Here is a 24,946-nt window from a genome sequence, read left to right on the forward strand (position 1 = left end):
TACGATTTCTTAAAATATGTTAAATTACACCTAATATCTACTTACTTCAAAGCTTCCTGCAACGGTTCTTTTCTTTTGTCGGTCATAATGTTGAATGATTTTGGATGGTACGTCCATTAAAACACCAATATAACAATCATTAATTATGACCAAATACAAATTAATCTATCTACTATTAGTGCTTAGTACAATCGGATTTGTAACTAGCATCTTATCTTGTAAGACAGCTTCTGAGGAAGAAGTCATTATCACTCCAGTTGTAATTGATGGAGACTTTGATACCAAAACTAAGGATACTACTTTTGCCAATGCCGTGGTAATCAAGTATTCTGGCACTACTGCAACCGTTACAAATCCATTTGAAAGTTCAGGCGTAAAAGTAAGTGTGACGAATGGAAATGTAGTGGTAACATCTACCACCACTACTACCGAGGTAAACTATGTGCTTTCAGGCTCGACTACCGAAGGAAGCTTAAAACTTTACAGTGATTATAAATTTAATCTTATCATGAATGGCGTTAGTATTATTCATTCTAGCGGACCTGCTATTAATATTCAGTCGGGGAAGAAAGTATCTGTTAATTTACTAAGCGGAACCAATAACCGTGTGGTAGATGGTACTGCTTATGCTACTAGCACAGAAGACCAAAAAGGAGCGTTCTTTAGCGAAGGACAATTGAATTTTGCAGGTACTGGTGCTTTAACGGTAATTGCGAATTACAAACATGGAATTTGTAGTGACGATTATATTGCTATTAAAGAAGGGACAATCACTGTTACACAAGCCGTTTCAGATGGCATACATGCCAATGATTATTTCAAAATGGAAGGTGGAACATTATCAATAACCTCATCTGGAGATGGAATTGATTGTGAAGAAGGCTATGTCGCGCTATCAGGAGGAAATATTACTGTAACCAGTGTTGACGATGGAATTACAGCATCTTATGATGGAACAGATACAAGCATAACGCCTTATGTATCTATCACGGGCGGAACGATCAATGTAACAACTACAGGAGAGAAAGGCAATGCGATAAAAAGCGAAGGATATACGACAGTAAACAATAGCAGTACTATTACCCTCAAAGTATCAGGCAGAGTATCAAAGGGCTTTAAGACTACGGGAAATTTAACGCTTACCAATGTTAATACTAGTATCACTACCTCAGGAAATGCCTTTTATGATACCAGTGATTCAGATATAGCTTCGGCAGCAGGAATTAATTGTGATGGTAATTTTGTCATGCAACAAGGAACAGTTACAATCAATAGCACTGGAACGGCAGGAAAAGGAATCACCGTTGATGGCACTTCGACGATTAATGGTGGTACAATCAATATCACTACTACTGGGGCGGCTTTTACTAGTAATAACCAAGATAGTGAGGCAAAAGGCATTAAAAGTGATGGTGCTTTGGTCATCAATGACGGAACTATTACTATTTCGGCAGCGGATGATGGTATCAAGTCGGATGCTTCGATAACTTTTAACAAAGGAAACATTTCTATCACAAAATCAACGGAAGGAATTGAAGCACCTAAGATTACGGTAAACAATGGTACTATCAATGTATTATCATCCGACGATTGTATTAATTCAACCAATGGGAATGGCGGAGAATCTAATGATGGTAGCTTGATGACATTTACAGGAGGAGTAGTAACGGTAAGTTCAACAGGAGGGGACCCCTTGGATAGTAATGGAAGTATCAGCATGACAGGAGGAATCGTAGTGGCTCAAGGCCCACCATCGCAACCAGAAGTAGCGATAGACTATAATGGAACGTTTAACATCTCTGGCGGTTTACTGATTGCATCAGGGCCAAGTGCTAGTAGGATGGCTCAGGCTACCAGCACAACCTCAGCACAGAATACAGTATTTGTTAAGTTAAATAGTGTACAAGCTTCTGGTACTTTATTTACCGTTCAAGATGCTTCTGGCAATAATTTGGTGACTTACGCACCTGCTCGTGCAGCAGGATATTTTGTATTTTCATCGCCTAGTCTTGCTACTAATGCTACATATAAAGTACTGACGGGTGGTTCTTATGCCAATGGCACAAATACAGGAGGTTATTATTCGGGTGGTAGCTACACAGGCGGAACACAAAAAGGAACATTTACAGTTTCTAGCAAAGTAACGACGGTAACTTATTAGTGAATATGCCTTTAAAAGGAAAATGAAGCTGTCCGAAAAGTTTTCATAGCCAAATATTATTCTGTGAAAGACCTCACCCCAACCCCCTCTCCTTCAGAGATGGAGCTTTTTGAGCCCAAAAGTTCCCCTCTCTGAAGGAGAGGGGTTAGGGGTGAGGTTAAAATCCAAAGAATATTTGGTGATATTTTCCTTTTTAGACAGCCTCATTTCTTTTAAAAACATCTATAAATTATAAAACGCTTTCAAGAGGTGAAAGCTCTAAGCCCCAAGCATCTGATACGCCTTTATAAACGATTTTACCAGCTACTACATTCAAACCTTTTTTCAATTCTTCATTATCAGCACAAGCTTTCTTCCAACCTTTATTTGCTAATTGAATTGCATAAGGTAAAGTAGCATTGGTTAATGCCAACGTTGAAGTATAAGGTACTGCACCCGGCATATTAGCCACACAGTAATGTACTACGCCATCGATTTCAAAAGTAGGGTTTTCGTGTGTAGTAGGGTGACAAGTTTCAATACAACCACCTTGGTCAACGGCTACGTCTACTAACACTGTACCTTGACGCATTTCTTTCAACATTTCACGGGTAATCAAATGAGGTGCTTTAGCCCCTGGAATCAACACCGCACCAATAATCAAGTCAGATAATTTAATAGCTTCACGAATGTTATATTCATTAGACATCACAGTATCTACATTGGCAGGCATTACATCTTCTAAATAACGTAAACGAGGCAAGCTAATATCCATTATCGTAACGTTTGCACCCAAACCTGCTGCCATTTTTGCAGCCTGTGTTCCTACAATTCCACCACCTAACACCAATACATTAGCTGGTTTTACACCCGCAACGCCACCTAATAAGATACCTCTTCCACCCATAGGTTTTTCTAAGTATTTTGCACCTTCTTGAATCGCCATTCTACCCGCTACTTCCGACATCGGTACTAATAAAGGTAAAGAACGATCTGTTTTTTCTACTGTTTCATAAGCCAAACAAATTGCTTTACGCTCAATCATAGCATGAGTCAACGGTTCTGAAGAAGCAAAGTGGAAATAAGTGAATAACAATTGATTTTCTTTAATCAATGAATATTCAGAAGCGATTGGCTCTTTTACTTTACAAATCATCTCTGCAATAGCATATACTTCTTCAATAGTGCCCAAAATGCTAGCGCCAGCTTTTACATATTCTTCATCCGAAAAGCCACTGCCCGTACCAGCTTGGGTTTGTATATAAACAGTATGACCATTTTTCTTAAATTCTGCTACGCCCGCAGGAGTTAGTGCTACACGGTTTTCGTTATTCTTAATTTCTTTGGGTACACCGATAATCATGGCTTGTTGGGGTTTAATACCTGCTTTCCTGTTATTGAAAAACTTTATTCAATAACAGATCCACAGATAGGGTTTGTAAATGAAGATGTGCAAAGTTAGTGAAACAGGAAATAGTTTTATATTTTCGAAATAAATAAGGAAAAATTATGTATATTTATGCCATTATAGGGAAAAATTCCTGTATTATGCGAATATTATTATTCTGTAAAGTAAATTTTTCTTTATGACTTTAGATGCAACAGATTTGCGGATTCTTCAATTATTGCAGGAGAATGCCCAACTTACTATCAAAGAAATCTCTAAGCAGATTAATCTTTCCATGACTCCCACCCACGACCGTATCAAAAGATTGGAACAGGAAGAGATTATCGAGAAATATGTCACCATTCTGAATAAGAAAAAATTGGGTAATCCACTCGTGGTGTATTGTAGCATTACGTTAGATAAGCAACAGAAAAATCATTTCGAAGAATTTGAAGAAGCTATCAAAGAATTCCCTCAGGTGATAGAATGTAGTGTGGTATCGGGAAGCTATGATTATTTAGTGAAAATCATTGCGCGAGATATGGAGGCTTATAATGAATTTTACCAAAAGAAGTTGTCTGCCCTTCAAAGTGTAGCACATATCAGTAGCTCGTTTGTCATGTCGGAGGTTAAGAATACGACTGTTTTACCAATTTGATTGATGAAAAAGCAAAAAAGGTATTTTGAACACGAATAAAATGCTCAAAATACCTTTTGTTATCATTTATAACTATTTTACAAAAGTGCTGCACCAAAAACCCCAGCGCTATCACCCAATATTGGTTTTACGATGGGTGTTGATATTTTTTTATTATTAAAAATATACTTTTTGATTCTCTCATAGCCTTCCGTATAAAGCAAATCTATATTGCCTACGCCACCGCCAATAATGATTAAATCGGGGTCAAGTACATTGATTAAAGTAGAAATCCCTTTACCATAAAACTCTAGAAGCCTATCAATCGTAGCTGTCGCATGATCATCGCTATCAGCTAAATAACGTGCTAATATTTCCTTCAATCCTAGGGCTGTTCCACTAATTTTTTGATAATATTTTTCAAGGGCAGGTCCTGCAATTACTTTTTCTACACAGCCAGCTTTTCCGCAATAGCACGGCTCGCCACCTTCTTCAATAATGTTATGTCCCCACTCACCGCCAATCCCATGATGACCCGCAATTACTTTACCATGTACAACCAATCCTCCTCCGACACCCGTGCCCATGATTACACCAAAAACTAATTCGGCATTTGGATATTTTTTGCCAGCACCCATCAATGCTTCAGCCAAAGCAAAGCAGTTAGCATCATTTGCCAGTTTTACAGGTACTCCTAACGCTTTTTCTAAATCTTGATGCATAGGCTGCCCGTTCATGCAAACGGTATTGCTATTTTTCATCGTAAGCGTGGCGGGGTCTAATACGCCGGGTGTTGCAAAACCAATTTGGATGGGTTGTTCTCCTATTTCATCTATTACTAACGATACCAACTTAACAATCTGACTAATAATATGTTCATATCCTTTGTCGGCCTCAGTTGGGATACGCTTTCTAACTATTACAGCTAAGTCATTCTCCTTATCTAATACGGCACATTCAATTTTTGTACCCCCTAAATCAATACCCCAAAGGTGTGTAGGATTTGTAATTGATGGTTTCAAATTTTTGGATTTATTTAATTTACAGTTTACTAATTTTAACCACTGCAAATTAACTATTTATTCTTACTTTTGGAAGGAAATCATCTTTTACACTTATTTACCCTGAGAACTGAACAATCTTCCCCAAATGAGTATTTTTTTACTCATAATGTATGTTTTTTATTGATTTTTTGAGGAATTAAAATGAATTCCGAGTCATTATTCATGGTATAAATTTTTTTAAGTTGAAAACAAAGAAAATCTTATTTCAACATTAAACATTTATAACTATGATACGCTGGTCAATCACATTCCTCGTTGTTGCTTTAGTTGCTGCTATTTTTGGTTTTGGCGGTATTGCCTCTAGTGCAGCTTATTTTGCTAAAATATTATTTTTTGTAGCATTAATACTCGCCGTTTTCAGTTTTCTAAGAGGCGATAGAAACCTCTAATTTTTATAATTATTACATTTTCAACAATCAGACTATTTTAATCAACTATCTAAACTTAACTTAGATTAGAATAAAAGCTAAAATCATGAGACTTCAAATAAGTTGCCAACTTGATTACGAAGCTTACTCGACTACCCCATTAATCCTGATGCTCAGACCAAGAAGTGGTGCTGGGCAGTGGATTATTAAGGAAGAGTATATTCTTGAACCAAGTGTTCCTATTACTGAATACACCGACATGTATGGAAATTTATGTCAGCGTTTATTAACTCCAGTAGGAAAGTTTAATGTACTTACTTCTTCAATCGTTCAAACGGCTGATGAAATTGATGTAGCCCCTGGTGCTGATTTTGTATTAATTGAAGACTTACCTCCTGAAGAACTTATTTATTTATTGCCAAGTAGATACTGTGAGTCTGACCAATTAGGAAATCTAGCTTTTCAAATTGTTGGAAATGCCTATCCTGGTTATGACCAAGTAGAGGCAATCCGTAAGTGGATTCACCAAAATATATTTTACCAATATGGCTTTAGTAATGCTTCTACTTCTGCTAAGGATACTGCTGCCGCCAAAGTGGGCGTTTGTAGAGATTTCTCTCATTTAGGAATTGCCTTGTGTAGAAGTTTAAGTATTCCTGCCAGAATGGTAGTAGGTTATTTACATGAGCTAGATCCAATGGATTTACATGCATGGTTTGAGGCCTTTGTCGGTGGAAGATGGTATACTTTTGATGCTACCCAAGACTCACCAAAAGGTAATAGAGTAGTTCTGGCTTATGGTCGAGATGCCGCAGATGTAGCTTTGGCTACTCAATTCGGAAGTATTTACTTATCAGATATGCGTGTTTCGGTGTCGATAGCAGAAGAAGTATCCTCTATTTTATAGAAGATTATCTTCTGTTATCATCATCACTCATCATGCTTAAATAACTGTTGTATCGACTTTCAGCTATTGTTCCTTCAGCTACAGCTTCCAGCACAGCACATTTTGGCTCGTTGATATGCTTGCAATTATGATATTTGCATTGCCCCAACAATGCTCGCATCTCTGGAAAGAAATGCGATAGCTCTTGTTTGTCAATATCGATTAATCCCAATTCTTTGATGCCCGGTGTATCAATGATAAAAGTGTTTTCCTCTAGTTCAAACATTGTTGCAAAAGTAGTGGTGTGCACACCCTTATTAGCAAACGTTGAAATTTCTGTTGTTTTTAAATCTAAGGTAGGGGCAATCTGATTTACTAATGTAGATTTGCCAACACCTGAATGCCCCGATACTAATGAAATTTTGTCTTTAAGGATATCATTAAATGTTTTGATACCAATATTGGCGACTGCGGATGTAAATACGCAAGGGTAACCTATTTCTTCGTACATCGCCGCTAAATCGGCTAAATAATCTTTTTCTTCTTCTGAGAGTAAATCTATTTTATTAAAAACAATCGTCGTAGGAATTCTAAAGGATTCTGCCGAAACCAAAAAACGGTCGATAAATCCTAAGGATGTTCTAGGGTAGTTTAAGGTAACGATAATAACAGCCTGATCAAGGTTGGCGGCTAAAATATGCCCGTGGGCAGTTTTATGAACAGATTTACGAATGATATAATTTTCACGGGCATCTATCTTAAAGATGGTTGCCATGTTTTCTGTTTTATCTTCAATCTCAAATTCTACTCTATCTCCAACCGCAATCGGGTTAGAGGTTTTTAACCCTTGAATCTTAAACTTGCCCTTTAAACGACACTGCCATACGTGCTTGTTTTCGTCGAGCACCTCATACCATGAGCCTGTTGATCGTAATACTAATCCTTTCATTCGTGTATCAGAATATTGATAATTCCTTGGTAAATGTTATTATTTTGTCCGTGCACCCCAAATTCTCTTTCACATACTCTTCAATAATTGTTGATTTTTCTTTTCTTAAATCAACATCAAAATATAATGGCTCAAATTTGTTTTTAAATTGAGCGGTATCGGCAATCACAAAAGCACCACCAATACGGATTAAATCCATGGCTTCCTGAAATTTCTGATAATTATTATTGCCAAAAAAGATAGGTAAGCCAAAAGTGGCAGCCTCTAATGTATTATGCAATCCTTTGCGATAGGCGCCTCCAACCCAAGCAAAATCTGCATATTGATACAAGGAAGAAAGCATCCCTATATTATCAATAAAAAGCGTATTTGTTGTTGCTATCTCAGTATCCGTCAAGTGTTGAATCTCTGAAAATTTGATAGAGTTTTTTTTCAACACTTTCTGCCAAGCGGTGATTTCCTCTTCATGAATTTCGTGAGGAGCAATGATTACTTTTAAATCATGTTCAAACTCATTCAACATAGGTGCTATTACTTCAAAATCTTGTTGCCAGCACGAACCTACAATTAGCAACGGTTTTTTGTCTTTGAACTTTTCGACTACTTCAATTTCTTTTTTGGCATCCGCAATTTGTTTTACCCTGTCGAAACGAGTATCTCCACCAATGCTAATTTGTTGAATATTAATGCTTTTTAATAATTCAAACGAGTTTTTGTTCTGTACAAATATATGAGTAAAATAAGCAAGAATGTTTCTATAAAAGCCTCCGTAGCTTTTAAAAAATACTTGGTTTGCTCTGAAAATAGTAGAAAATGACATCACAGGAATTTGTTTTTCTGAAAGTATTCTCAGATAATTATACCAAAATTCGTATTTCACAAAAAAGGCAACTGAAGGCTGAAACATCTCGATAAACTCGCGTGCATTCTTTGAGGTATCGATAGGTAAATAACAAATAAAGTCTACTCCACTATAATTTTTACGAATCTCGTAACCAGAAGGCGAAAAAAAAGTAAGTAGGATGAGATGTGACGGAAAGTTTTCTTTATACTTTTCTATTACTGGTCTGGCTTGTTCAAATTCACCTAACGAAGCACTGTGAAACCATGCAAGAGGTGCTGATGAAGTACTTCTTTTTATCCAAAATGGACTTGAGTAAACTTGATTTTTAAAGTCTTTTCTGCCTTGAATCCAAAGTTTGGCTTTCGTGTTAAAAGGACTCACTAACCAGACAAAAAACTGGTAAGTATAAATTGAAATATGATAAAGTAGCTTTGACAAATGAAATTTGAATTAATTTTGAATCAAAATTACAGCTAATTAGTTTCATATTAAAACAACGTACTACCATTTACATCATCAGAATAAGCGAAAAGACGCTAAATAATTAAAATGAACTGGAATCAATTAACAGATTTATCTCAATTAGAGGTTATAAAAGAGGAATCGAAACAACAACCAATCTTGATTTTGAAACATAGTACAACGTGTTCAATTTCATCAACTGCTTTAAATCGCTTAGAAAGAAATTGGAAACAAGAGAGCGTGGGAGAGTTAAAGCCTTATTACTTAGATTTATTAAAGTATCGCCCGATTTCTAGTGCTATTGCTTCAACTTTCGGAGTTGAGCATCAATCTCCGCAGGTATTAATCATTCAAAATGGTGAATGTATCTATAATGCCTCACACTTTGAAATTTCATTTGCTGAATTAGCAGAAACGGTAGGGTAGTTGTGATTGAGTGAGTTAGTGAATTGTGATTGAGTGATTTTTCTATGTCATATAAAGTATATTCACTAACCCACTCAATCACAATTAAAATAACTCATGGCATCTAAATTAGGTACTAATTTTTTAGTTGTGAGTTGGGGAATTGTGAGTTAGTGATTGTATTTTTTTAGTTATTTAGTATAATATATAAAAATCACTCAATCACAATTCACTAACTCACAATTAATTTACTTCCATTCAAAACTTACAACTTGTTCTAAGTCTGGATGGAGACTTAGAGAAACTGGGCATTTATGTGCCGTGTTTTCTAGTTTTTGAATTTGTTCTGCTGTCAGGACAATATTTGTCTTCATTTTTAAGTTAATTTCCAAACGAGCTACTTTTCTTGGAGGTGTCTGAGACATGATTTTTGTAACCTCTACGCTTGAGCCTGACAATTCAATTTCATCACGTTGAGCAACAATTGCCATTGTCGTAAGCATGCAAGTACCAGTAGCCGTAGCCAATAAATCTGTAGGAGAAAAGGCCTCTCCTTTACCCATATTGTCTGTAGGTGCATCTGTAAGTAATTGTGTACCAGATTGCAAATGCGTTGATTCTGTGCGGAGTTCGCCTAAATAAGTAGTTTTTACAGTTGGCATTATGTTGTTGTTATGTGTTAAAAATTTGATGATTTTTGTCCTAAATTTAAACAAATAGCACCATATTACGTATTTTTATTGTAATTATATACTTTAAACCGAAAGTGATTCCTAATTGGCAAACACTCAATCGGAATTGTTGCGTCAATATCAATATTCATTGTATGGTTAATTACATTCATATAAAATTTTTGATTAAAGCATTGTGAAAAAACTACTAAATACATTCTTATTCTTCATTTTTGCTTTGTTATCGTTTTATTCGATAGAAGCTCAGCGTAGAAATTCATCACCGACTACTACTACTACTAAGCCTGCCGCTAGTAGGACTATACAACAACCCCGTGAGGTAGTAGACGAAGAAAATTATCATTCTATTTTGTCATTTGGATTAACTACTAATACCAATTCTGGTTTACTAGGAGGGCTGATGGCTCGTAAAGAAGTTTTGATTGAGAACAACTCTTTGCATCGTCAATTTCATTATTTTAACCTTGAAATCGTGAATGTAAATCATCCTAGAGAGAACACCCTTAGCTTATTAGGAAATGGAGGAAGTTATGTAGAAGAAAAGCAAAACTATCTTTTTGCGATTCGTCCACAGTATGGTCGTGAAATAAATTTATTTCATAAATCATCAGACGGAGGCGTAAATGTAAATGGTATTATCGCGGGTGGACCAACTATTGGGGTAGTAAAACCTTATTATGTCCAGGTTTTTTATGGCAGAGGAGTTATCAGAGACGAAGCCTATGACCCGAACAAACATACTATCAATAATATTTATGGAAGCGGAGGTTTTTTTGAAGGCATCGGGCAGTCGACGATAGTACCTGGAGTGAATTTAAAAGCGGCCTTAAATTTTGAATTAGATGCTTTTCGCCAGTCGAACATTAGCTTAGAGATAGGCTTTTTAGCAGAGGCATATACTAAAAAAGTAAATATTTTGGCAAAAGGAGATAATAAAAGTGTGTTTACTTCGGGCTATTTAACCATCTTTTTTGGAGGAAAAAAATAGTTAATGCAATGATTTTAGAAAAGATAAGCGTTTCATAAAGGCTTATTATTGATAAATAATACCCGTTATTAAAAAATAGCGTCAGGAAAATGTAAACCAATTTCATTTTCCTGACGTTTTTATTTTATTAGCATTTAACTTTGTAGTGTAATAGCGTTTTGTACAAGGAATAGACAGAAAATGATAGAACTTCCAGTAATAGCTCCGAAAGCGGAGACTGCCTCAAAGCATTCTAAAAAACCAAGTTGGTTAAGAGTAAAACTGCCGATTGGTCAGGAATATGCAAGGGTACGTAATATTGTAGATGAATATAAATTACATACCATTTGTCAGTCAGGAAATTGCCCAAATATGGGTGAATGTTGGGGTGCAGGTACGGCAACCTTTATGATTTTAGGAAATGTGTGTACTCGTTCTTGTACATTTTGTGCAGTAGCGACGGGTCGCCCGAATGAATATGATGCAGATGAGCCACGCAGAGTAGCTGAAGCCATTAAATTAATGGGCGTAAAGCATGCTGTAATTACTTCGGTAAACCGCGATGAACTAAAAGACCGTGGAGCTGAGGTGTGGTATCAGACAGTAGTACAAGTAAAGGAGGCATCACCAACAACTACGATAGAAACCTTGATACCTGATACTAAAGGTAACTGGGATGCGCTTTACAGAATGATTGAAGGTGGGCAAGAGGTAGTGTCGCATAATATGGAGACGATAGAACGTCTTTACAGAAATGTGCGTCCACAAGCTAAATATGCTCGTTCTTTAGAACAAACCAAACGTACCAAAGAATTTGGAAAAAGAACCAAGTCGGGTATTATGTTGGGCTTAGGCGAGACGCAAGAAGAAGTATTTAAAGCAATGGACGATTTAGTAGAAAATGGTTTGGATGTATTGACATTAGGACAATACCTTCAACCTACTAAAATGCACCATGAAGTAATAGAATGGGTACATCCAGATACTTTTGCGATGTATAAAGAAGAAGGATTGAGACGTGGATTGAAATATGTAGAATCAGGAGCGTTAGTTCGTTCTAGTTATCATGCTGAGAAGCATATTTAAGGATAAAATCTTTTTAAAGTTTACCAAAGCCTCAGTTTTGCTGGGGCTTTGGTGTTTTATAGGCTGGAAGCCTAATGATAGTCGTCACTCGTTGGAAACGAGCGACTGCTTTAAAGGATAGGACAAATTAGAGGGTTTAGGATAAGTCTCTCAAAATATTTTGTAAATTCGTTCTCGTTCAATTAAATATTATAAAAAATTAACATAAGCATCTATCATGTCAAAGAATGTAAATATCACTCCTAGTGGAATAAAAAAAGTACTTAAAAACTATGATTCAAAACTTGCCATTGCTGAATTTATCTGGAATGGTTTTGATGCAAAAGCAGATACGGTTCACTTGAATTTTAAAGTTAACGAACTTGGTACAGTTGAAACAATTGAAGTAGCCGATAATGGCTACGGTATTAATTTTGAACAATTAAGCACCAAATTTGATTTGTTTTACTCTTCTGAAAAAGCCATAGAGGTTAATTCAAGAGACGAGAAACATATTTCTACAATCCACGGGAAAAATGGCATAGGTAGATTGACCTTTTTTACTTTTGCTCAAATCGCTCAGTGGAAGACAACCTTCCAGAAAAATAGGTTATTATTAGACGGAGAGATTACAGTCAATACAGAGAACATTAATAATTATAATGCTTCAGAGGTAACGAAAAGCCAAAAGGATAAAACAGGTACAAGTGTTAATTTTTACAATATTACTATCAGCAAAGAAGAATTAGAAGGAGAAATTATTCCCTTTTTAAAAAGTGAATTTTGTTGGTTTTTAGAATTAAATAAACCTAAAGGCTTTTCAATTATCATTAATGGTACTCCTCTGGACTATCAGTCGTTTATAGAGGATTCGGAGAGCTTTACGCTTACTTATGAAGAAAGCAATACAAGTTTTTATTGTAAATACTATCAATGGAATAATAAACCACATAAGGAACTATCAAAATTTTATTATCTCAATGCAAAGCACGAAGAAGTGTATAAAGATTATACTACGCTAAATAATAAAGGTGATGAGTTTTATCATAGTGTGTATATTACAAGTAGCTTTTTCAATGATTTTGATTTTCAATCTCAACAGGATAGCCAGCAAATAAACCTTTTTAGTAAAGCTAAATATTTGTCTGAATATAAATTTCTTCATAATAGTTTAAATGAATTCCTTCGTAAAAAAAGAAAGGATATTCTTCATAAAACATCAACTAAGCTAATTGAGAAATACGAACAAGACGGTATTTTTCCTGCATACAAAAGAGATTTTGATAAGGCTTTGCTTGAAGAAACATTAATAAATCTTTATGAAGTACAACCAAGGTTATTTATTTCGCTTAATGTTGAGCAAAAGAAATTTTTTGTACGGCTTTTAAATTTATTACTAGCCTCAGATGAGCGTGAACATATCTTAGAAACATTAGAAGGAATTATTGAAATGAATGCAGAAGAAAAAGAAAGTCTTTATCAGTTACTCCAAAAATCAAGCTATACCCAGTAGCGGCAATCCTTTGCAGTTGCCGTTTTCATCCATAAAGCGGTAACCTCAAGGATTGCCGCTACTTTTTTTAGGTTTTATTTTTATAGGCTGGAAGCCTAATGATAGTCGTCACTCGTTGGAAACGAGCGACTACGCTTTTACTTTAAATGTTTATTTAAAAAGTCAATAATTTCCTTTCTAAGATATTCAGCATCAAACATTTCACCATAATGTGGTGCGTCTTTTACGATAAATACCTGATTCTCTATACCTGAAAGCTTTAACCACGAGCTTAGTAAAACAGATTGTGAATAAGGCACAGACTGATCTTTTTCGCCATGAATGATAAGGAAAGGAGGGTCATTTTTATCGACATAGGTTACTGGACTAGCCCATTTGGCTAAATCTGGTCTTTGCAATGGGGTATCTCCTAATAAAATACTTTCTGATGTTTTAACTGCCCCTGCTGGTTCAAGGTTTTTGGGAATAGCCAGAAAGTCTGAAGGACCATAAAAATCAATAACTCCCTTTATTTTAAAAGACACCTTATTGTCTTTCGCATAAAAATCCTTCACCTTGTTATTATGTGATAATGCCAACAGTGAAGCCAAATGTCCACCCGCCGAAAACCCGACTAACACAATACGATTTTTATCTAATGAATACTTTTCAGCATTTTGATATAAAAACTCAATCGCCTGATTACAATCTTGTATTTGTGCAGGAAAGATTGCCTGAGTGCTATAGCGATAATCGATAGATGCCAAAGCATAACCATTTTCTACAATGTTACGAATGGTATTTTTCATATAGCTCATATCGGCATACTTATCATTCAGCATCCATGCACCACCATGTACCCAAATGACCAATGGCGTATTGGGCTTGGCATTAGCAGGCAGATAAATGTCTAAAAGATGATGTTTGGAAGTATCCTTAGCATAAGGCACATTTCCATAAAGTGTAGTATTGGCTGGAAAATACCCTAGCACTCTGTTGGTAGTTTGTCCGATAGCTTGGTTTGTAAGGGATAATAATACAAAGAAGAGGACTGATGGATAATATTTATTTTTCATGTTATAAGGGAGGATAATATTAGCGTATAATCTCCAAAGATTTTGGATAATTAGCAAGTAAAATATTACCTTAAAAGTAAGGTAATTGGAAGGGGTACTTATCCTTTTTAGCCTGCTTTACATTGATTGAAAGTGTATTGTTTAAAATTAACCCATAAAAAAGGCAAGTAATTGAGGAAAACGTGCATCTTTGACATTATAAAAACACCCTGCGCAAAAAACCTAAAACAGCAAAGAAATGTCTAATATCAAATTAATCATCGAAGAACGACCAAGTAATATTGGGAATTTTATGGTGGGTCGATTATTACCTTTCAGAGAAAAAAGAATGGTGGGTCCATTTTGTTTTATAGACCACATGGGGCCTGCACAATTAAGCGACCATGAAAATTTAGATGTTGGGCCACACCCACATATTGGACTTTCTACGTTAACCTACCTTTTTGAAGGAAGCGTAATGCATAAAGATAGTCTGGGAACAGAGATGGAGATAAAGCCTAATCAGGTAAACTGGATGACTGCTGGCAATGGCATTGTGCATTCGGAAAGAACGCCCGAATACCTACTTCATTCAGATAAAACGTTGCATGGATTACAAATTTGGGTAGCATTACCGAAAGGGTTGGAACAAATGCAACCTAGTTTTGCACACGTAACAGAGGAGGAAATTCCTACATGGGAAACGGATGGCATCGCCTTTAAATTGATAGCTGGCGAGGCATTTGGCAAAAAATCTGCCGTACCAGTATACAGTCCTCTGTATTTTATTGAAATCAAAAACACTAGTCCTCAGACTGTAAATATTGGGAATGATTTATTTGGCGAAAGTGCCTTGTATATTTTAGAAGGAAGCATTAGTAGCGAAGGACATACCTATGAGCCTAAACATATTCTGATAGCTAATGATAGCAAGCTGTGTAGCTTTGAAATGGCAGAAAATACAACAGTGTATATTTTTGGAGGAGAGCCTTTTCCAGAAGAAAGATTCATTTATTGGAATTTTGTAGCCTCAACGAAAGAACTAATCGAAGATGCCAAGACTAGATGGATAGAGCAGTCTTTCCCGAAAGTACCAGGTGAAACAACATTTGTACCCCTTCCACAACCTTATAGAAAATAATGGAAATCGTAAACGCACACATAGGCAAAGAACTGTATAAAACTACTATTCAGACAGCCACTAATACCATCATCTCGGATGAACCTGAAGAGGTAGGTGGAAAAAATTTAGGCTTTAATCCTAAAGAACTTTTAGCTGCTGCACTATCAGCCTGTACTTCGGCCACTTTAAGAATGTATGCAGACAGAAAAGGTTGGGATTTAGCAGAGGTGAAGGTAGAAGTACAGCTTGAAAGAGATATGAAAGAAAATAAATCTTTTATCACCAGAAAAGTTGAACTCTTGGGGAATTTAGATGAGGAGCAGCGAGCAAAATTGTTGGTGATAGCCAACAGTTGCCCCATACATAAAATATTAACAAATCCCATAGAAATTACTACGTCGTTGGTTGAAGATGGTTTATAAAAATTTTAGTATGTATTTATCAAATAAGTAAAATAACCAATTTTTATCTTGGAATATTAACTCAAATTTTACTATTAGCTGGCGACTTCAGTCGCCAGCTAATAGTAAAATTTGAGTTATCGTTTTTATACAATAACCTTTAGCACGTTTACTTAAAATAGTTTTGCAAACAGCTATTTTAAACAGATTATTCATATATTTATATGGATTTGATTATTTAAATAAAACTAAAAACCATCACTACCTTTAATTAATATCAACAAATGAAAAAACAATTACTAACACTTGCAGGATTATGCCTGTTAAGTACTGCCTCTTTTGCTCAAAAAACACTTATCCATTGTGGAACACTTATCGATGGTGTTCAGAATGAAGCTCAAAGCCAAGTAACAATTGTTGTAGAAGGCAAAAAAATAACCGCTATTCAGAAAGGCTTTACATCACCATCTGGAACAGATAAAGTAATTAATCTGAAAACTCAAACTGTAATGCCGGGGCTTACTGATATGCACGTGCATTTGGAAAATGAAACTAGCAAAGGCGGAGAACTGAAAAGGTATCAACAAAACCAAGCTGATGTAGCCTTTGATGCTGCCAAATATGCCAAGACTACCTTGATGGCTGGCTTTACTACCGTTAGAGACTTAGGTGGTTCTGGCGTAAATATTGCGCTACGCAATGCTATTAATAAAGGTACAACCATTGGCCCAAGAGTATTTACTTCTGGCAAAACTATTGCTACTACTGGTGGACACGGTGACCCTTCAAATGCTTTGGCAGATAAATTAAGCCTTGACCCCCAGTATTTAAGTGGAGTGGTCAATGGTGCAGACGAATGTCGTCAGGCTGTTCGTCAACGTTATAAAGAAGGTTCAGATTGTATCAAAATTACCGCAACAGGGGGAGTATTGAGTTTAGCAAAAAGTGGTAAAGCTCCACAGTTTACAGAGGAAGAAATTAAAGCTATTGTAGAGACCGCAAAAGACTATGGTTTCCATGTAGCTGCCCATGCTCATGGTGCCGAAGGGATTAAAAGAGCCATCAGAGGAGGCGTAACCACTATTGAACATGGTACATATATGGACGATGAAGCCATAGAATTGATGAAAAAATATGGTACTTATTTTGTACCTACTATTATTGCAGGTAAAACAGTGGCCGATTCAGCAAAAATCCCTGGCTATTATCATCCCTTGGTAGTACCAAAAGCTTTAGAAATTGGGCCACTGATTCAAGCTACTTTTGCTAAAGCTTATAAAGCAGGCGTGAAAATCGCTTTTGGTACCGACTCTGGTGTTTCTATTCACGGCTACAATGCTTATGAATTTCAATATATGGTAGAGGCTGGTATGCCAGCGATGGAAGCTATCAAGGCTGCTACGATGACTCCTGCTATCATTATGGGAACGCAGAAAGAAGCAGGTTCTATTGAAACAGGTAAGATTGCCGACATCATTGCTACTGATGGGAACCCACTACAGGATATTAAAGTAATGAGAAAAGTATCGTTTGTGATGAAGGATGGCGTAGTATATAAAACGCTGTAAGCATAAACAAGGATTGAATAATTGACTAAAATGATTAATTTACGAGCCAATATAAAACAATACTATTATTTCAATTCATAAACATGAAAAACCTTTTTGTAATCATTACGTTGGTATGCGCTTCGGTATCAACGATTGCACAGAAGCCTAATACCTTGACTTCTCAAGAAAAAAAACAAGGATGGAAACTTCTTTTTGATGGTAAAACCTTGAATGGCTGGAGAAATTTTAACAAGAAAGACCTTGGTCCTGCTTGGAAAATTTCGGATAATGCCATTATGTTGGACAATAGCGAAATGGACGGTTGGAATACTAAAGGTGGAGGAGAGTTGACTACTGATGGTATTTATGAGAATTTTATCTTGGCTTGTGACTGGAAAATCTCCCAAGGAGGAAACTCTGGAATTATTTTCAATGCTCAAGAAGACGATGCTACTAAACACCCTTATTCTTGGTATACTGGCCCTGAATTTCAGGTATTGGATAACGACGGACATGCTGATGGTAAAATCGACAAACACAGAGCAGGTAATTTATATGATTTGATCAAATATGAGCCTGAAAATGTGAAGCCAGTAGGAGAGTGGAACAAAGTAATGATTGAACAAAAGAACGGTCATGTAAAATTGTATATGAATGGCAGAATGGTGATTGAATATACTATTGGTAGCGAAGAATATAAAAAATTAGTTGCCGCGAGTAAATTCAAGGGAATGGAAAACTGGGGAACTTATACGAAAGGTCATATTGTATTCCAAGACCATGGTAATAAAGTTTGGTTCAGAAATATCAAAATAAAAGAATTATAGTTTAATACTATTGATAGTATCAAGCAAAAACTGTAAGTACATGAAAGCATGTCACTTACAGTTTTTTGCTTTATAACACTTTTATTTTCTGTATATTGCACCCTTATATATTAATGATATCACGTTTTCTAAACAATTATATAATGTTAAAATCAATGACTGGTTTTGGCAAATCGGTGATAGAAGCTCCGCATCTGACCGTCACTGCCGAAATAAAAACCTTGAACTCTAAGTTTACAGATATTTATTGTAGAATTCCTAAAAGTCTATCTTTCAGAGAAATAGAAATCAGAAACCTGCTGACACAGAATTTAGAAAGAGGTAAAATTGAACTAAACCTAAGTACAAACTATACAAATGTTGCTAGTTCAGGAACAAGTATCAACCGTCCTTTAGTGGAGGCTTATATGAAGGATTTGCAGGATACTGGTAGTGGGTATGGTATAGATGATACAACTGAGTTGTTCAAAATAGCCCTTTCTTTGCCTAATGCTTATAATACTGAAACTGTTTCGGAAGAACAAGCAGAAGAGGAATGGAAAATAATTTTGTCGGCTGTAAATCAGGCAATTAGCGAATGTACTAAATTCCGTTTGCGTGAAGGTGATATCGTTACGAATAAATTTATTGAATACATTGATAAAATAGGAGAGTTACTAAAGGAGGTAGAAGCACAAGATAAACTTCGTATTCCCGCAGTTCGTGAAAGATTGAGAAGGTCAGTAACTGATTTATTAGAAGCGGATGATTTTGATAAAAATCGCTTTGAGCAAGAGCTAATTTATTACATAGAGAAATATGATATTTCAGAAGAAAAGGTACGTTTAGGTACACACTTAGTATATTTCAAAGAAGTATTGAAAGAAGGAAACGGAAAAAAATTAAATTTCCTTTGCCAAGAAATTGGTCGTGAAATCAATACCATCGGTTCAAAAGCAAACGATGTCGTGATTCAAAGAATGGTCATCAATATGAAAGATGAATTAGAGAAAATCAAAGAACAGACTTCTAATGTTCTTTAGCAGTTTTATCTATTTCCTATCCATAGCGAGGCACTTAAGTACCTCGCTATGGATAAGATAAGGAATAACCCCAAAATTATTTCATACTCACCAAAGTAACGCCTGCGCCTCCTCTATCAGCATGTTCATCTTGCGTATTGGCAACTTGTTTATAACCTCTGAGATGTTGACGAATTAAATTTCTTAGAATACCATCTCCCTTGCCATGCACAATCCTTAGTTCATTATAACCTACCATGATGGCATCGTTCATAAACTTATCAACTTCTACCAATGCTTCTTCGCCACGTTTCCCTCGTAAATCAAGGTTGAATGAGAAATTCATCAACTTGTCATTCATATCCACGCCCACAATTTTGGTAACTGATGTTGTTCTTTGTTTGAATTCTTTACGAGAAATTTTTTCTAAACGATTTATCTTCACAGTAGTTTTCAAATCACCAATCGCAATTTCAGCATCTTTCCCACGTAAACTCAATACTTCGCCCAAGGCTTCCTGTCCTTTAATTCTCACCAAAGAACCTACCGAAATTTCGCCTAAAATTACTTCAATCTCTTCACGTTCTTCTTTCTCTTTTTCTTCTTTTGGACTTGGCTTTTTAGCCGCTACTTTTTCAAGGACTAAGCTTTCTTGAAAATCAACTAAATCTTGCCTGATTTCTTTCGTAGCTAGTTTTTCAGCACCTTGTTCACGAATTTCTTTGATAGTCGCTTCAATTTTCTGATTGGTATTCTTGATTAACTCCTTCGCTTGAACCTTCGCCGTATTCAGAATCGTTTTCTTTTCTGTGTCCAGATACGTTTTCAAAGAGTTATACTGTTCTAGCAATTGGTCGAGCTTGCGTTGTTTCTGAGCATTCTCTACATTTTTATCTGCAAAAACTTTCTTTTCAATTTCTAGTTCTTTAATCAACTTCTCGAAACTAACCTGTTGATTACCAATTTTTTGCTTCGATTTATCAATAATCGCTTTTGGTAAACCAATTTTATAGGCAATCTCAATGGCAAAAGAACTACCGGGCTTTCCTATTTCTAACTCATACAAAGGCTCTAGGTGTTCGGCGTCATAACGCATAGCACCATTTACCAGACCTTTGGTACGGTCAGCAAATGTTTTTAGATTAGTATAGTGCGTATTGATAGCACCATAAGCGCCTGAACGATTTAAATCTTCTAGGATACTCTCGGCAATCGCTCCACCCAAAGTTGGCTCTGTCCCTGTCCCAAATTCGTCAATTAAAAACAACGTTTTTCTATCTGAATTAATCAGGAAATACTTCATGTTGGTGAGGTGTGACGAATAAGTACTCAAATCATTTTCAAGACTTTGCTCATCGCCAATATCAATAAAAACACTTCTGAAAATGCCGATAGTTGAATGTTCTGCCATTGGCACTAACAAGCCACATTGATACATGTATTGCACCAACCCAAGGGTTTTCAAGGTAACTGATTTACCACCTGCGTTAGGACCTGATATTAATAAAATCCTTTGGTCGGAATCTAATGTAATGCTAAGCGGCTGTACTTTTTTTCCTTGTTTTTTGAAAGAAAGAAAGAGTAGAGGATGCACCGCATTTTTCCAATCGACAATTTGACTGTTCAAGCTCAATGGAGCTATTCCATTAATTTCGATGGCTAATCGTGCTTTGGCACGGATAAAGTCAATAATCCCTAAAAATGTATAAGCTTTGCGTAATACTGGCACATGCGGACGTACTCGTGTCGTTAATTCCATCAAAATTCTGATGATTTCACGTCTTTCGGCCGATTCTAATTCCCTGATTTCATTGTTGGCTTCCAATACTTCGGTTGGTTCCATGAATACTGTTTTACCAGTATCAGATTCGTCATGAACAAAGCCTTTTATCTTACGTTTGTGTTCGGCAGCGATTGGAATGACCATTCTACCTCCACGTAAAGTCAAAGAAAAGTCATCCGAAATCCAGCCATTTGAACGTGCCATCTTCAAGATACTTTCTAGCTTTTTACGTAACTCTATTTCTTGACTTTGGATTCTACGACGAATAGCCTGTAATTCTGGACTGGCATTGTCTTTCAATTTACCACGGTCGTCGATTACCTTATCTAATGAATCCAGAATTTGACGAAGGTTTAAGTCAGCCGAGAATGCCGTGCCAACTAATTCTCTTAATTGTGGATAAGCCTCAGGTTCTTTGTTATCAAAAAAACGAAGGCATTCTTGTATCGTTCTTAATGAAAGTTTTAAGTCAAAAAACTCTTCTTCAGTCAGGAATGCTCCTTCAATGGCAGCTTTAGAAAGTTGATGATTGACATCAAGATAATTTTGAGCAGGGAAAGCCTGTGGCTCAAACTGCAAAATATCTTTCATTTCGGCTACTTGCCGAATCATCTTTTGAATTAAATCGTAATTATCGGCAAAACGGATTTTATTGACGAAGGCTCTTCCCAGAGAACTCACACACAATTCATTGAGGTGTTCTCGGATGCGGTCAAAGCCTAATTTTTGCTCTATATTTTGTGGGTATAACATGTCATATTGATTGCGGAATTTAGAGTACGAATTGTAGCGTTAACAAATGGTCGTCACATTGTTATTCGATTGATACTGTAGATTCAGCAGGATTACTAAATTATTTAAATAAATATATACTCATTTATAAAACCCTTGAACACAACACAAAGTTCTAAGGTTTAAATACATTGATAACTGACTATTTAGCCGTGAAAGTAAAGGTGCCGTCTGGATTGGGCAATAATTCTTCAACTTTTAAAATAGCATCTTTGTTCAGTCTTCCGTATAAATGTGGAAACGTATCAGCATTACGAACAGTTTCAAAACGAAGTTCAGCGCTCAATTTGTCCATGTCAAGATGAAGTAACAATAGCTGGGCTTTACCTACAAAATAATTGTTTAGGGTACCTTGTACTTGTCCTGAAGTAGAAAGATGAATAAATTTTTCTACTGAAAGTGTTTCTGATTCATAATAATCTAAATCCGAAAACTCAGCCCACCATTCTGGACTCACGATGTGATAAAGTGTTGGTTTCATTGTTTAAATTTACTACATTGTTGTGAGCTAATTGGTAAAAAAATAAAATTATGTATGATATCATCGTCGTTGGCGGAGGGTTGGCTGGTTTGGTCAGCAGTATTTTGCTCTCCAAAGCTGGCAAAAAAGTACTATTGATTGAGAAGAAACACTACCCTTTCCACCGCGTATGTGGTGAATATATTTCTAATGAAACACGTCCGTTTTTACAACAATTAGGTCTTGATTTTAATCAATTAGATACTAAAGACATTACTAGATTTCAATTTACCTCACCTTCAGGAAAAGTTTTAGAAACAACGCTCGATTTAGGAGGCTTTGGCATTAGTCGCTATACTTTTGACGAAGCTTTATATCACTTAGCTCAACAAAATAATGTTCATTGTTTATTAAATAAAAATGTCGAAAATATTGATTTTCATCATGACCAATTTACGGTAAGCACCTCTAATCAAACTTTTGAAGCCCGCTATGTGATTGGGTCATTCGGAAAAAGAACAAAATTAGATGCCACTTTAAACCGTAGTTTTTTTAGCAAAAGAAGCCCGTATATTGGAGTGAAATATCATATCAAAACTGATTTTCCACAAGATTTAATAGCGCTCCATAATTTTAAAGATGGTTATTGTGGTATCTCTGCCATCGAAAACGATAAGTACTGTCTGTGTTATCTTACTACTAGAGAAAATCTCAAAAAGTATGGTGCTATTCCTGAAATGGAGAAAAATATTCTTTGGAAAAATCCTCATCTGAGAAAGATATTTACAACATCTGTTTTCTTATACGACAAGCCAGAAGTAATCAACGAAATTTCTTTTACGCCGAAAACAACCATCGAAAACCATATTTTAATGGTAGGTGATTCGGCAGGACTGATTACACCTTTATGCGGAAACGGAATGGCTATGGCTATCCATGGTGCTAAAATTTTATCCGAAAACATCCTACAACATTTCGACGACAGGACATTGCTAGAACAAAATTACCAAAAAGCATGGAAAAAAACTTTTGCCCAGAGACTTTGGGTAGGCCGAACAGTCCAACAACTATTTGGTAACGAAGTGCTTTCTGAAATAGCCTTATTGAGTTTGAAAAACTTCAAATTTGCCTTAAAAGCCATTATTAAATCAACTCATGGGGATGAGTTTTAATTCAAGAAAGATATGTGAAACCCCTATTTCCTAAACACAATAGATTTAACAGGTTCGATACGCGTAATGACAAAAGTTGGAATAATTAATACGAACAGTACCAAAGAAATAGTAGCTAAATTAAGTAAAAGAATTACGGGCCAATTCATCATTATCGGAACGGTATTCATGTAATAATTCACAGGGTCGAGCGGAAAAATTTTATAATGTTTTTGCAATAAACAAATGCCGATGCCCAACAAATTACCATAAACAAGTCCCCTAAATATCATAGAAAAGCCACTCCACAAAAATATTTTCCTGATTTGCCAATTACTTCCTCCCAATGCTTTTAATACACCAATCATTGGTGTACGTTCCAACATCAATACCAACAGAATTGAAATCATATTGAAGGAAGCAACAAACAAAATTAAGCTCAGGAAAATAACCATGTTTCTATCCAACATACCCAGCCAATCGAACAAACCCATATAAGTAGTTGTTACTTTTTCTAATTTCATATCAGGTTGGATTTTACGCTGAATTTTTTTTGAAACAGCATCTATTTGGGTAAAGTCGCTGATATAAATTTCATAACTACCCACTGAATCCACGCCCCAATTATTCATTTTTTGAATAAGCCTGATATCGCCAATAATTAAATTCTTGTCAAACTCCTCCATTTGGGTTTCATAAATACCTTTCACCACTAATTTTCTAGGGCGGTCCGGAGCATTCAAAAAATACATGATTACATCATTGCCAACCCCTAAATTCAATTTATCTGCAATTACTTTACTAACAAGTATTTCTTTTGAATAGCCACTTGTATCAAAGCTAATCTGTTTGCCTTGAATGATATTTGGTTCAAATCTTTTGAAATCAAAATCACGATTGATACCTTTTAAAACCACACCTAAAATATCCTGACGAGTCTTTAGAATGCCAGCCTTTAAAGCAGAAGTCTGAAAATGACTAATTTCCTTGATACTTTTATGGTTTCTGAAGAGATCACTTTGCTGTGTGATAGGATTCTCTTCATACGATTCATTGGCAGAAAACTTAGAAATTTTAATGTGTGGCGTAAGACTAAATAATTTTTGATGGATGGCATCTTTGAAGCCAAACAACACTGCAAAAGCAATAATCATTACAGACAAACCAATTGCTATACTTCCCACACCGATTTTAGTAACCGTACCCGAAAAAGAGGTAGTTTTAGTATTTTGAATGCGCTGAGAAATGAAATAAGGGAAATTCATGCAGTATTTTGTAATTTTGTTTCTTGACTACAAATTAAGTAGTTTTTACTGGTAAATTGATTAATGAGTCGATTTTCGTGCGATGGAATTTAGTTAAGAACTTGCTTTTATGTCGAAGCTGTTTAAATTTTCCCTTTTGGGTTAAACTAAGTCTTTTAGAATAGCTTGTTCCAAAATTCA

The 24,946-nt window shown here is 35.8% G+C and carries 23 protein-coding genes; 14 read left to right on the forward strand and 9 right to left on the reverse strand.

What is annotated here, in order from left to right; all coding sequences use genetic code 11:
• Positions 1–145: 145 nt before the first annotated feature.
• Complete coding sequence (locus J2Y60_RS08850; RefSeq protein ID WP_309920614.1) at positions 146–2,161, forward strand: carbohydrate-binding domain-containing protein; 2,016 nt, start codon at positions 146–148, stop codon at positions 2,159–2,161.
• A gap of 229 nt (positions 2,162–2,390) precedes the next feature.
• Here J2Y60_RS08850 and ald read toward each other — a convergent pair whose 3' ends face one another.
• On the reverse strand, positions 2,391–3,503 hold the full coding sequence (gene ald, locus J2Y60_RS08855) for an alanine dehydrogenase (protein ID WP_309920612.1): 1,113 nt from the start codon (positions 3,501–3,503) through the stop codon (positions 2,391–2,393).
• 223 nt (positions 3,504–3,726) lie between these two features.
• Between ald and J2Y60_RS08860 the strand changes: the two genes are divergently transcribed.
• On the forward strand, positions 3,727–4,185 hold the full coding sequence (locus J2Y60_RS08860; RefSeq protein ID WP_309920610.1) for an Lrp/AsnC family transcriptional regulator: 459 nt from the start codon (positions 3,727–3,729) through the stop codon (positions 4,183–4,185).
• 77 nt (positions 4,186–4,262) lie between these two features.
• On the opposite strand, the gene J2Y60_RS08865 is transcribed toward J2Y60_RS08860, so the two are convergent.
• Entirely contained in the window at positions 4,263–5,186 is a 924-nt protein-coding gene (locus tag J2Y60_RS08865; protein ID WP_309920607.1) for an ROK family protein, read from the reverse strand.
• A 269-nt stretch (positions 5,187–5,455) separates the two neighbouring features.
• Between J2Y60_RS08865 and J2Y60_RS08870 the strand changes: the two genes are divergently transcribed.
• Together J2Y60_RS08870 and J2Y60_RS08875 are read left to right on the forward strand one after the other, a co-directional pair.
• Positions 5,456–5,617: a DUF1328 domain-containing protein gene (locus tag J2Y60_RS08870; protein ID WP_309920606.1), complete on the forward strand. Its 162-nt coding sequence runs from the start codon at positions 5,456–5,458 to the stop codon at positions 5,615–5,617.
• Positions 5,618–5,702: 85 nt separating this feature from the next.
• Positions 5,703–6,503, forward strand: a complete 801-nt coding sequence (locus tag J2Y60_RS08875; RefSeq protein ID WP_309920603.1) for a transglutaminase family protein — start codon at positions 5,703–5,705, stop codon at positions 6,501–6,503.
• A 4-nt stretch (positions 6,504–6,507) separates the two neighbouring features.
• Here J2Y60_RS08875 and rsgA read toward each other — a convergent pair whose 3' ends face one another.
• Together rsgA and J2Y60_RS08885 are read right to left on the reverse strand one after the other, a co-directional pair.
• The gene (gene rsgA, locus J2Y60_RS08880) at positions 6,508–7,431 is read right to left on the reverse strand and encodes a ribosome small subunit-dependent GTPase A (RefSeq protein WP_309920600.1); all 924 of its coding nucleotides are present in this window, start codon (positions 7,429–7,431) and stop codon (positions 6,508–6,510) included.
• 7 nt (positions 7,432–7,438) lie between these two features.
• Positions 7,439–8,713 (reverse strand): glycosyltransferase N-terminal domain-containing protein, encoded by a 1,275-nt coding sequence (locus J2Y60_RS08885; RefSeq protein WP_309920597.1) that lies wholly within the window; start codon positions 8,711–8,713, stop codon positions 7,439–7,441.
• A gap of 111 nt (positions 8,714–8,824) precedes the next feature.
• Here J2Y60_RS08885 and ytxJ point away from each other — a divergent pair, with 111 nt between their 5' ends.
• Complete coding sequence (gene ytxJ / locus J2Y60_RS08890; protein WP_309920595.1) at positions 8,825–9,163, forward strand: bacillithiol system redox-active protein YtxJ; 339 nt, start codon at positions 8,825–8,827, stop codon at positions 9,161–9,163.
• Positions 9,164–9,390: 227 nt separating this feature from the next.
• On the opposite strand, the gene J2Y60_RS08895 is transcribed toward ytxJ, so the two are convergent.
• Entirely contained in the window at positions 9,391–9,804 is a 414-nt protein-coding gene (locus tag J2Y60_RS08895; protein WP_309920592.1) for an OsmC family protein, read from the reverse strand.
• 205 nt (positions 9,805–10,009) lie between these two features.
• Between J2Y60_RS08895 and J2Y60_RS08900 the strand changes: the two genes are divergently transcribed.
• From J2Y60_RS08900 to J2Y60_RS08910, 3 genes are all read left to right on the forward strand, one after another.
• Positions 10,010–10,822 carry a hypothetical protein gene (locus J2Y60_RS08900; protein ID WP_309920589.1) on the forward strand — a complete coding sequence of 271 codons (813 nt, stop codon included), beginning with the start codon at positions 10,010–10,012 and terminating at the stop codon, positions 10,820–10,822.
• A gap of 180 nt (positions 10,823–11,002) precedes the next feature.
• The gene (gene lipA / locus J2Y60_RS08905; protein ID WP_309920586.1) at positions 11,003–11,887 is read left to right on the forward strand and encodes a lipoyl synthase; all 885 of its coding nucleotides are present in this window, start codon (positions 11,003–11,005) and stop codon (positions 11,885–11,887) included.
• A gap of 217 nt (positions 11,888–12,104) precedes the next feature.
• Positions 12,105–13,379: an ATP-binding protein gene (locus J2Y60_RS08910; protein ID WP_309920583.1), complete on the forward strand. Its 1,275-nt coding sequence runs from the start codon at positions 12,105–12,107 to the stop codon at positions 13,377–13,379.
• A 137-nt stretch (positions 13,380–13,516) separates the two neighbouring features.
• Here the strand turns inward: J2Y60_RS08910 and J2Y60_RS08915 are convergent, their stop codons facing one another.
• Positions 13,517–14,434 (reverse strand): alpha/beta hydrolase, encoded by a 918-nt coding sequence (locus J2Y60_RS08915; RefSeq protein ID WP_309920580.1) that lies wholly within the window; start codon positions 14,432–14,434, stop codon positions 13,517–13,519.
• A gap of 238 nt (positions 14,435–14,672) precedes the next feature.
• Here J2Y60_RS08915 and J2Y60_RS08920 point away from each other — a divergent pair, with 238 nt between their 5' ends.
• The 5 genes from J2Y60_RS08920 (at position 14,673) to J2Y60_RS08940 (ending at position 19,336) form a co-directional block, all read left to right on the forward strand.
• Positions 14,673–15,554 carry a pirin family protein gene (locus tag J2Y60_RS08920; protein WP_309920576.1) on the forward strand — a complete coding sequence of 294 codons (882 nt, stop codon included), beginning with the start codon at positions 14,673–14,675 and terminating at the stop codon, positions 15,552–15,554.
• Positions 15,554–15,958: an OsmC family protein gene (locus tag J2Y60_RS08925; RefSeq protein ID WP_309920574.1), complete on the forward strand. Its 405-nt coding sequence runs from the start codon at positions 15,554–15,556 to the stop codon at positions 15,956–15,958. The genes J2Y60_RS08920 and J2Y60_RS08925 overlap by 1 nt, the downstream gene beginning before the upstream one ends.
• Positions 15,959–16,221: 263 nt before the next feature.
• Complete coding sequence (locus J2Y60_RS08930; protein WP_309920571.1) at positions 16,222–17,505, forward strand: amidohydrolase family protein; 1,284 nt, start codon at positions 16,222–16,224, stop codon at positions 17,503–17,505.
• An 83-nt stretch (positions 17,506–17,588) separates the two neighbouring features.
• Complete coding sequence (locus J2Y60_RS08935; RefSeq protein WP_309920568.1) at positions 17,589–18,314, forward strand: DUF1080 domain-containing protein; 726 nt, start codon at positions 17,589–17,591, stop codon at positions 18,312–18,314.
• Positions 18,315–18,457: 143 nt separating this feature from the next.
• Positions 18,458–19,336, forward strand: coding sequence for a YicC/YloC family endoribonuclease (locus tag J2Y60_RS08940; protein WP_309920567.1), 879 nt, complete (start codon positions 18,458–18,460; stop codon positions 19,334–19,336).
• Between the two features lie 76 nt (positions 19,337–19,412).
• Here the strand turns inward: J2Y60_RS08940 and J2Y60_RS08945 are convergent, their stop codons facing one another.
• The gene (locus J2Y60_RS08945; RefSeq protein WP_309920563.1) at positions 19,413–21,851 is read right to left on the reverse strand and encodes an endonuclease MutS2; all 2,439 of its coding nucleotides are present in this window, start codon (positions 21,849–21,851) and stop codon (positions 19,413–19,415) included.
• A 181-nt stretch (positions 21,852–22,032) separates the two neighbouring features.
• Positions 22,033–22,371 (reverse strand): DUF952 domain-containing protein, encoded by a 339-nt coding sequence (locus J2Y60_RS08950; protein WP_309920560.1) that lies wholly within the window; start codon positions 22,369–22,371, stop codon positions 22,033–22,035.
• A gap of 50 nt (positions 22,372–22,421) precedes the next feature.
• On the opposite strand from J2Y60_RS08950, the gene J2Y60_RS08955 reads away from it, so the two are divergent.
• Complete coding sequence (locus J2Y60_RS08955; protein WP_309920558.1) at positions 22,422–23,522, forward strand: NAD(P)/FAD-dependent oxidoreductase; 1,101 nt, start codon at positions 22,422–22,424, stop codon at positions 23,520–23,522.
• A gap of 23 nt (positions 23,523–23,545) precedes the next feature.
• On the opposite strand, the gene J2Y60_RS08960 is transcribed toward J2Y60_RS08955, so the two are convergent.
• Complete coding sequence (locus tag J2Y60_RS08960; RefSeq protein ID WP_309920554.1) at positions 23,546–24,766, reverse strand: FtsX-like permease family protein; 1,221 nt, start codon at positions 24,764–24,766, stop codon at positions 23,546–23,548.
• Positions 24,767–24,946 lie beyond the last annotated feature (180 nt).

Origin of the sequence: Arcicella sp. BE140, assembly GCF_031456255.1 — a bacterium.
GTDB classification, from domain to species: domain Bacteria; phylum Bacteroidota; class Bacteroidia; order Cytophagales; family Spirosomataceae; genus Arcicella; species Arcicella aquatica.

Coding starts and splice junctions, on each gene's coding strand:
- J2Y60_RS08960 (WP_309920554.1), bottom strand. CDS start 24,766: ATGAATTTCCCTTATTTCATTTCTCAGCGCATTCAAAATACTAAAACT.
- ald (WP_309920612.1), bottom strand. CDS start 3,503: ATGATTATCGGTGTACCCAAAGAAATTAAGAATAACGAAAACCGTGTA.
- J2Y60_RS08940 (WP_309920567.1), top strand. CDS start 18,458: ATGTTAAAATCAATGACTGGTTTTGGCAAATCGGTGATAGAAGCTCCG.
- J2Y60_RS08925 (WP_309920574.1), top strand. CDS start 15,554: ATGGAAATCGTAAACGCACACATAGGCAAAGAACTGTATAAAACTACT.
- J2Y60_RS08945 (WP_309920563.1), bottom strand. CDS start 21,851: ATGTTATACCCACAAAATATAGAGCAAAAATTAGGCTTTGACCGCATC.
- J2Y60_RS08895 (WP_309920592.1), bottom strand. CDS start 9,804: ATGCCAACTGTAAAAACTACTTATTTAGGCGAACTCCGCACAGAATCA.
- J2Y60_RS08935 (WP_309920568.1), top strand. CDS start 17,589: ATGAAAAACCTTTTTGTAATCATTACGTTGGTATGCGCTTCGGTATCA.
- J2Y60_RS08875 (WP_309920603.1), top strand. CDS start 5,703: ATGAGACTTCAAATAAGTTGCCAACTTGATTACGAAGCTTACTCGACT.
- J2Y60_RS08915 (WP_309920580.1), bottom strand. CDS start 14,434: ATGAAAAATAAATATTATCCATCAGTCCTCTTCTTTGTATTATTATCC.
- J2Y60_RS08860 (WP_309920610.1), top strand. CDS start 3,727: ATGACTTTAGATGCAACAGATTTGCGGATTCTTCAATTATTGCAGGAG.
- J2Y60_RS08910 (WP_309920583.1), top strand. CDS start 12,105: ATGTCAAAGAATGTAAATATCACTCCTAGTGGAATAAAAAAAGTACTT.
- ytxJ (WP_309920595.1), top strand. CDS start 8,825: ATGAACTGGAATCAATTAACAGATTTATCTCAATTAGAGGTTATAAAA.
- rsgA (WP_309920600.1), bottom strand. CDS start 7,431: ATGAAAGGATTAGTATTACGATCAACAGGCTCATGGTATGAGGTGCTC.
- J2Y60_RS08955 (WP_309920558.1), top strand. CDS start 22,422: ATGTATGATATCATCGTCGTTGGCGGAGGGTTGGCTGGTTTGGTCAGC.
- J2Y60_RS08920 (WP_309920576.1), top strand. CDS start 14,673: ATGTCTAATATCAAATTAATCATCGAAGAACGACCAAGTAATATTGGG.
- lipA (WP_309920586.1), top strand. CDS start 11,003: ATGATAGAACTTCCAGTAATAGCTCCGAAAGCGGAGACTGCCTCAAAG.
- J2Y60_RS08930 (WP_309920571.1), top strand. CDS start 16,222: ATGAAAAAACAATTACTAACACTTGCAGGATTATGCCTGTTAAGTACT.
- J2Y60_RS08850 (WP_309920614.1), top strand. CDS start 146: ATGACCAAATACAAATTAATCTATCTACTATTAGTGCTTAGTACAATC.
- J2Y60_RS08950 (WP_309920560.1), bottom strand. CDS start 22,371: ATGAAACCAACACTTTATCACATCGTGAGTCCAGAATGGTGGGCTGAG.
- J2Y60_RS08870 (WP_309920606.1), top strand. CDS start 5,456: ATGATACGCTGGTCAATCACATTCCTCGTTGTTGCTTTAGTTGCTGCT.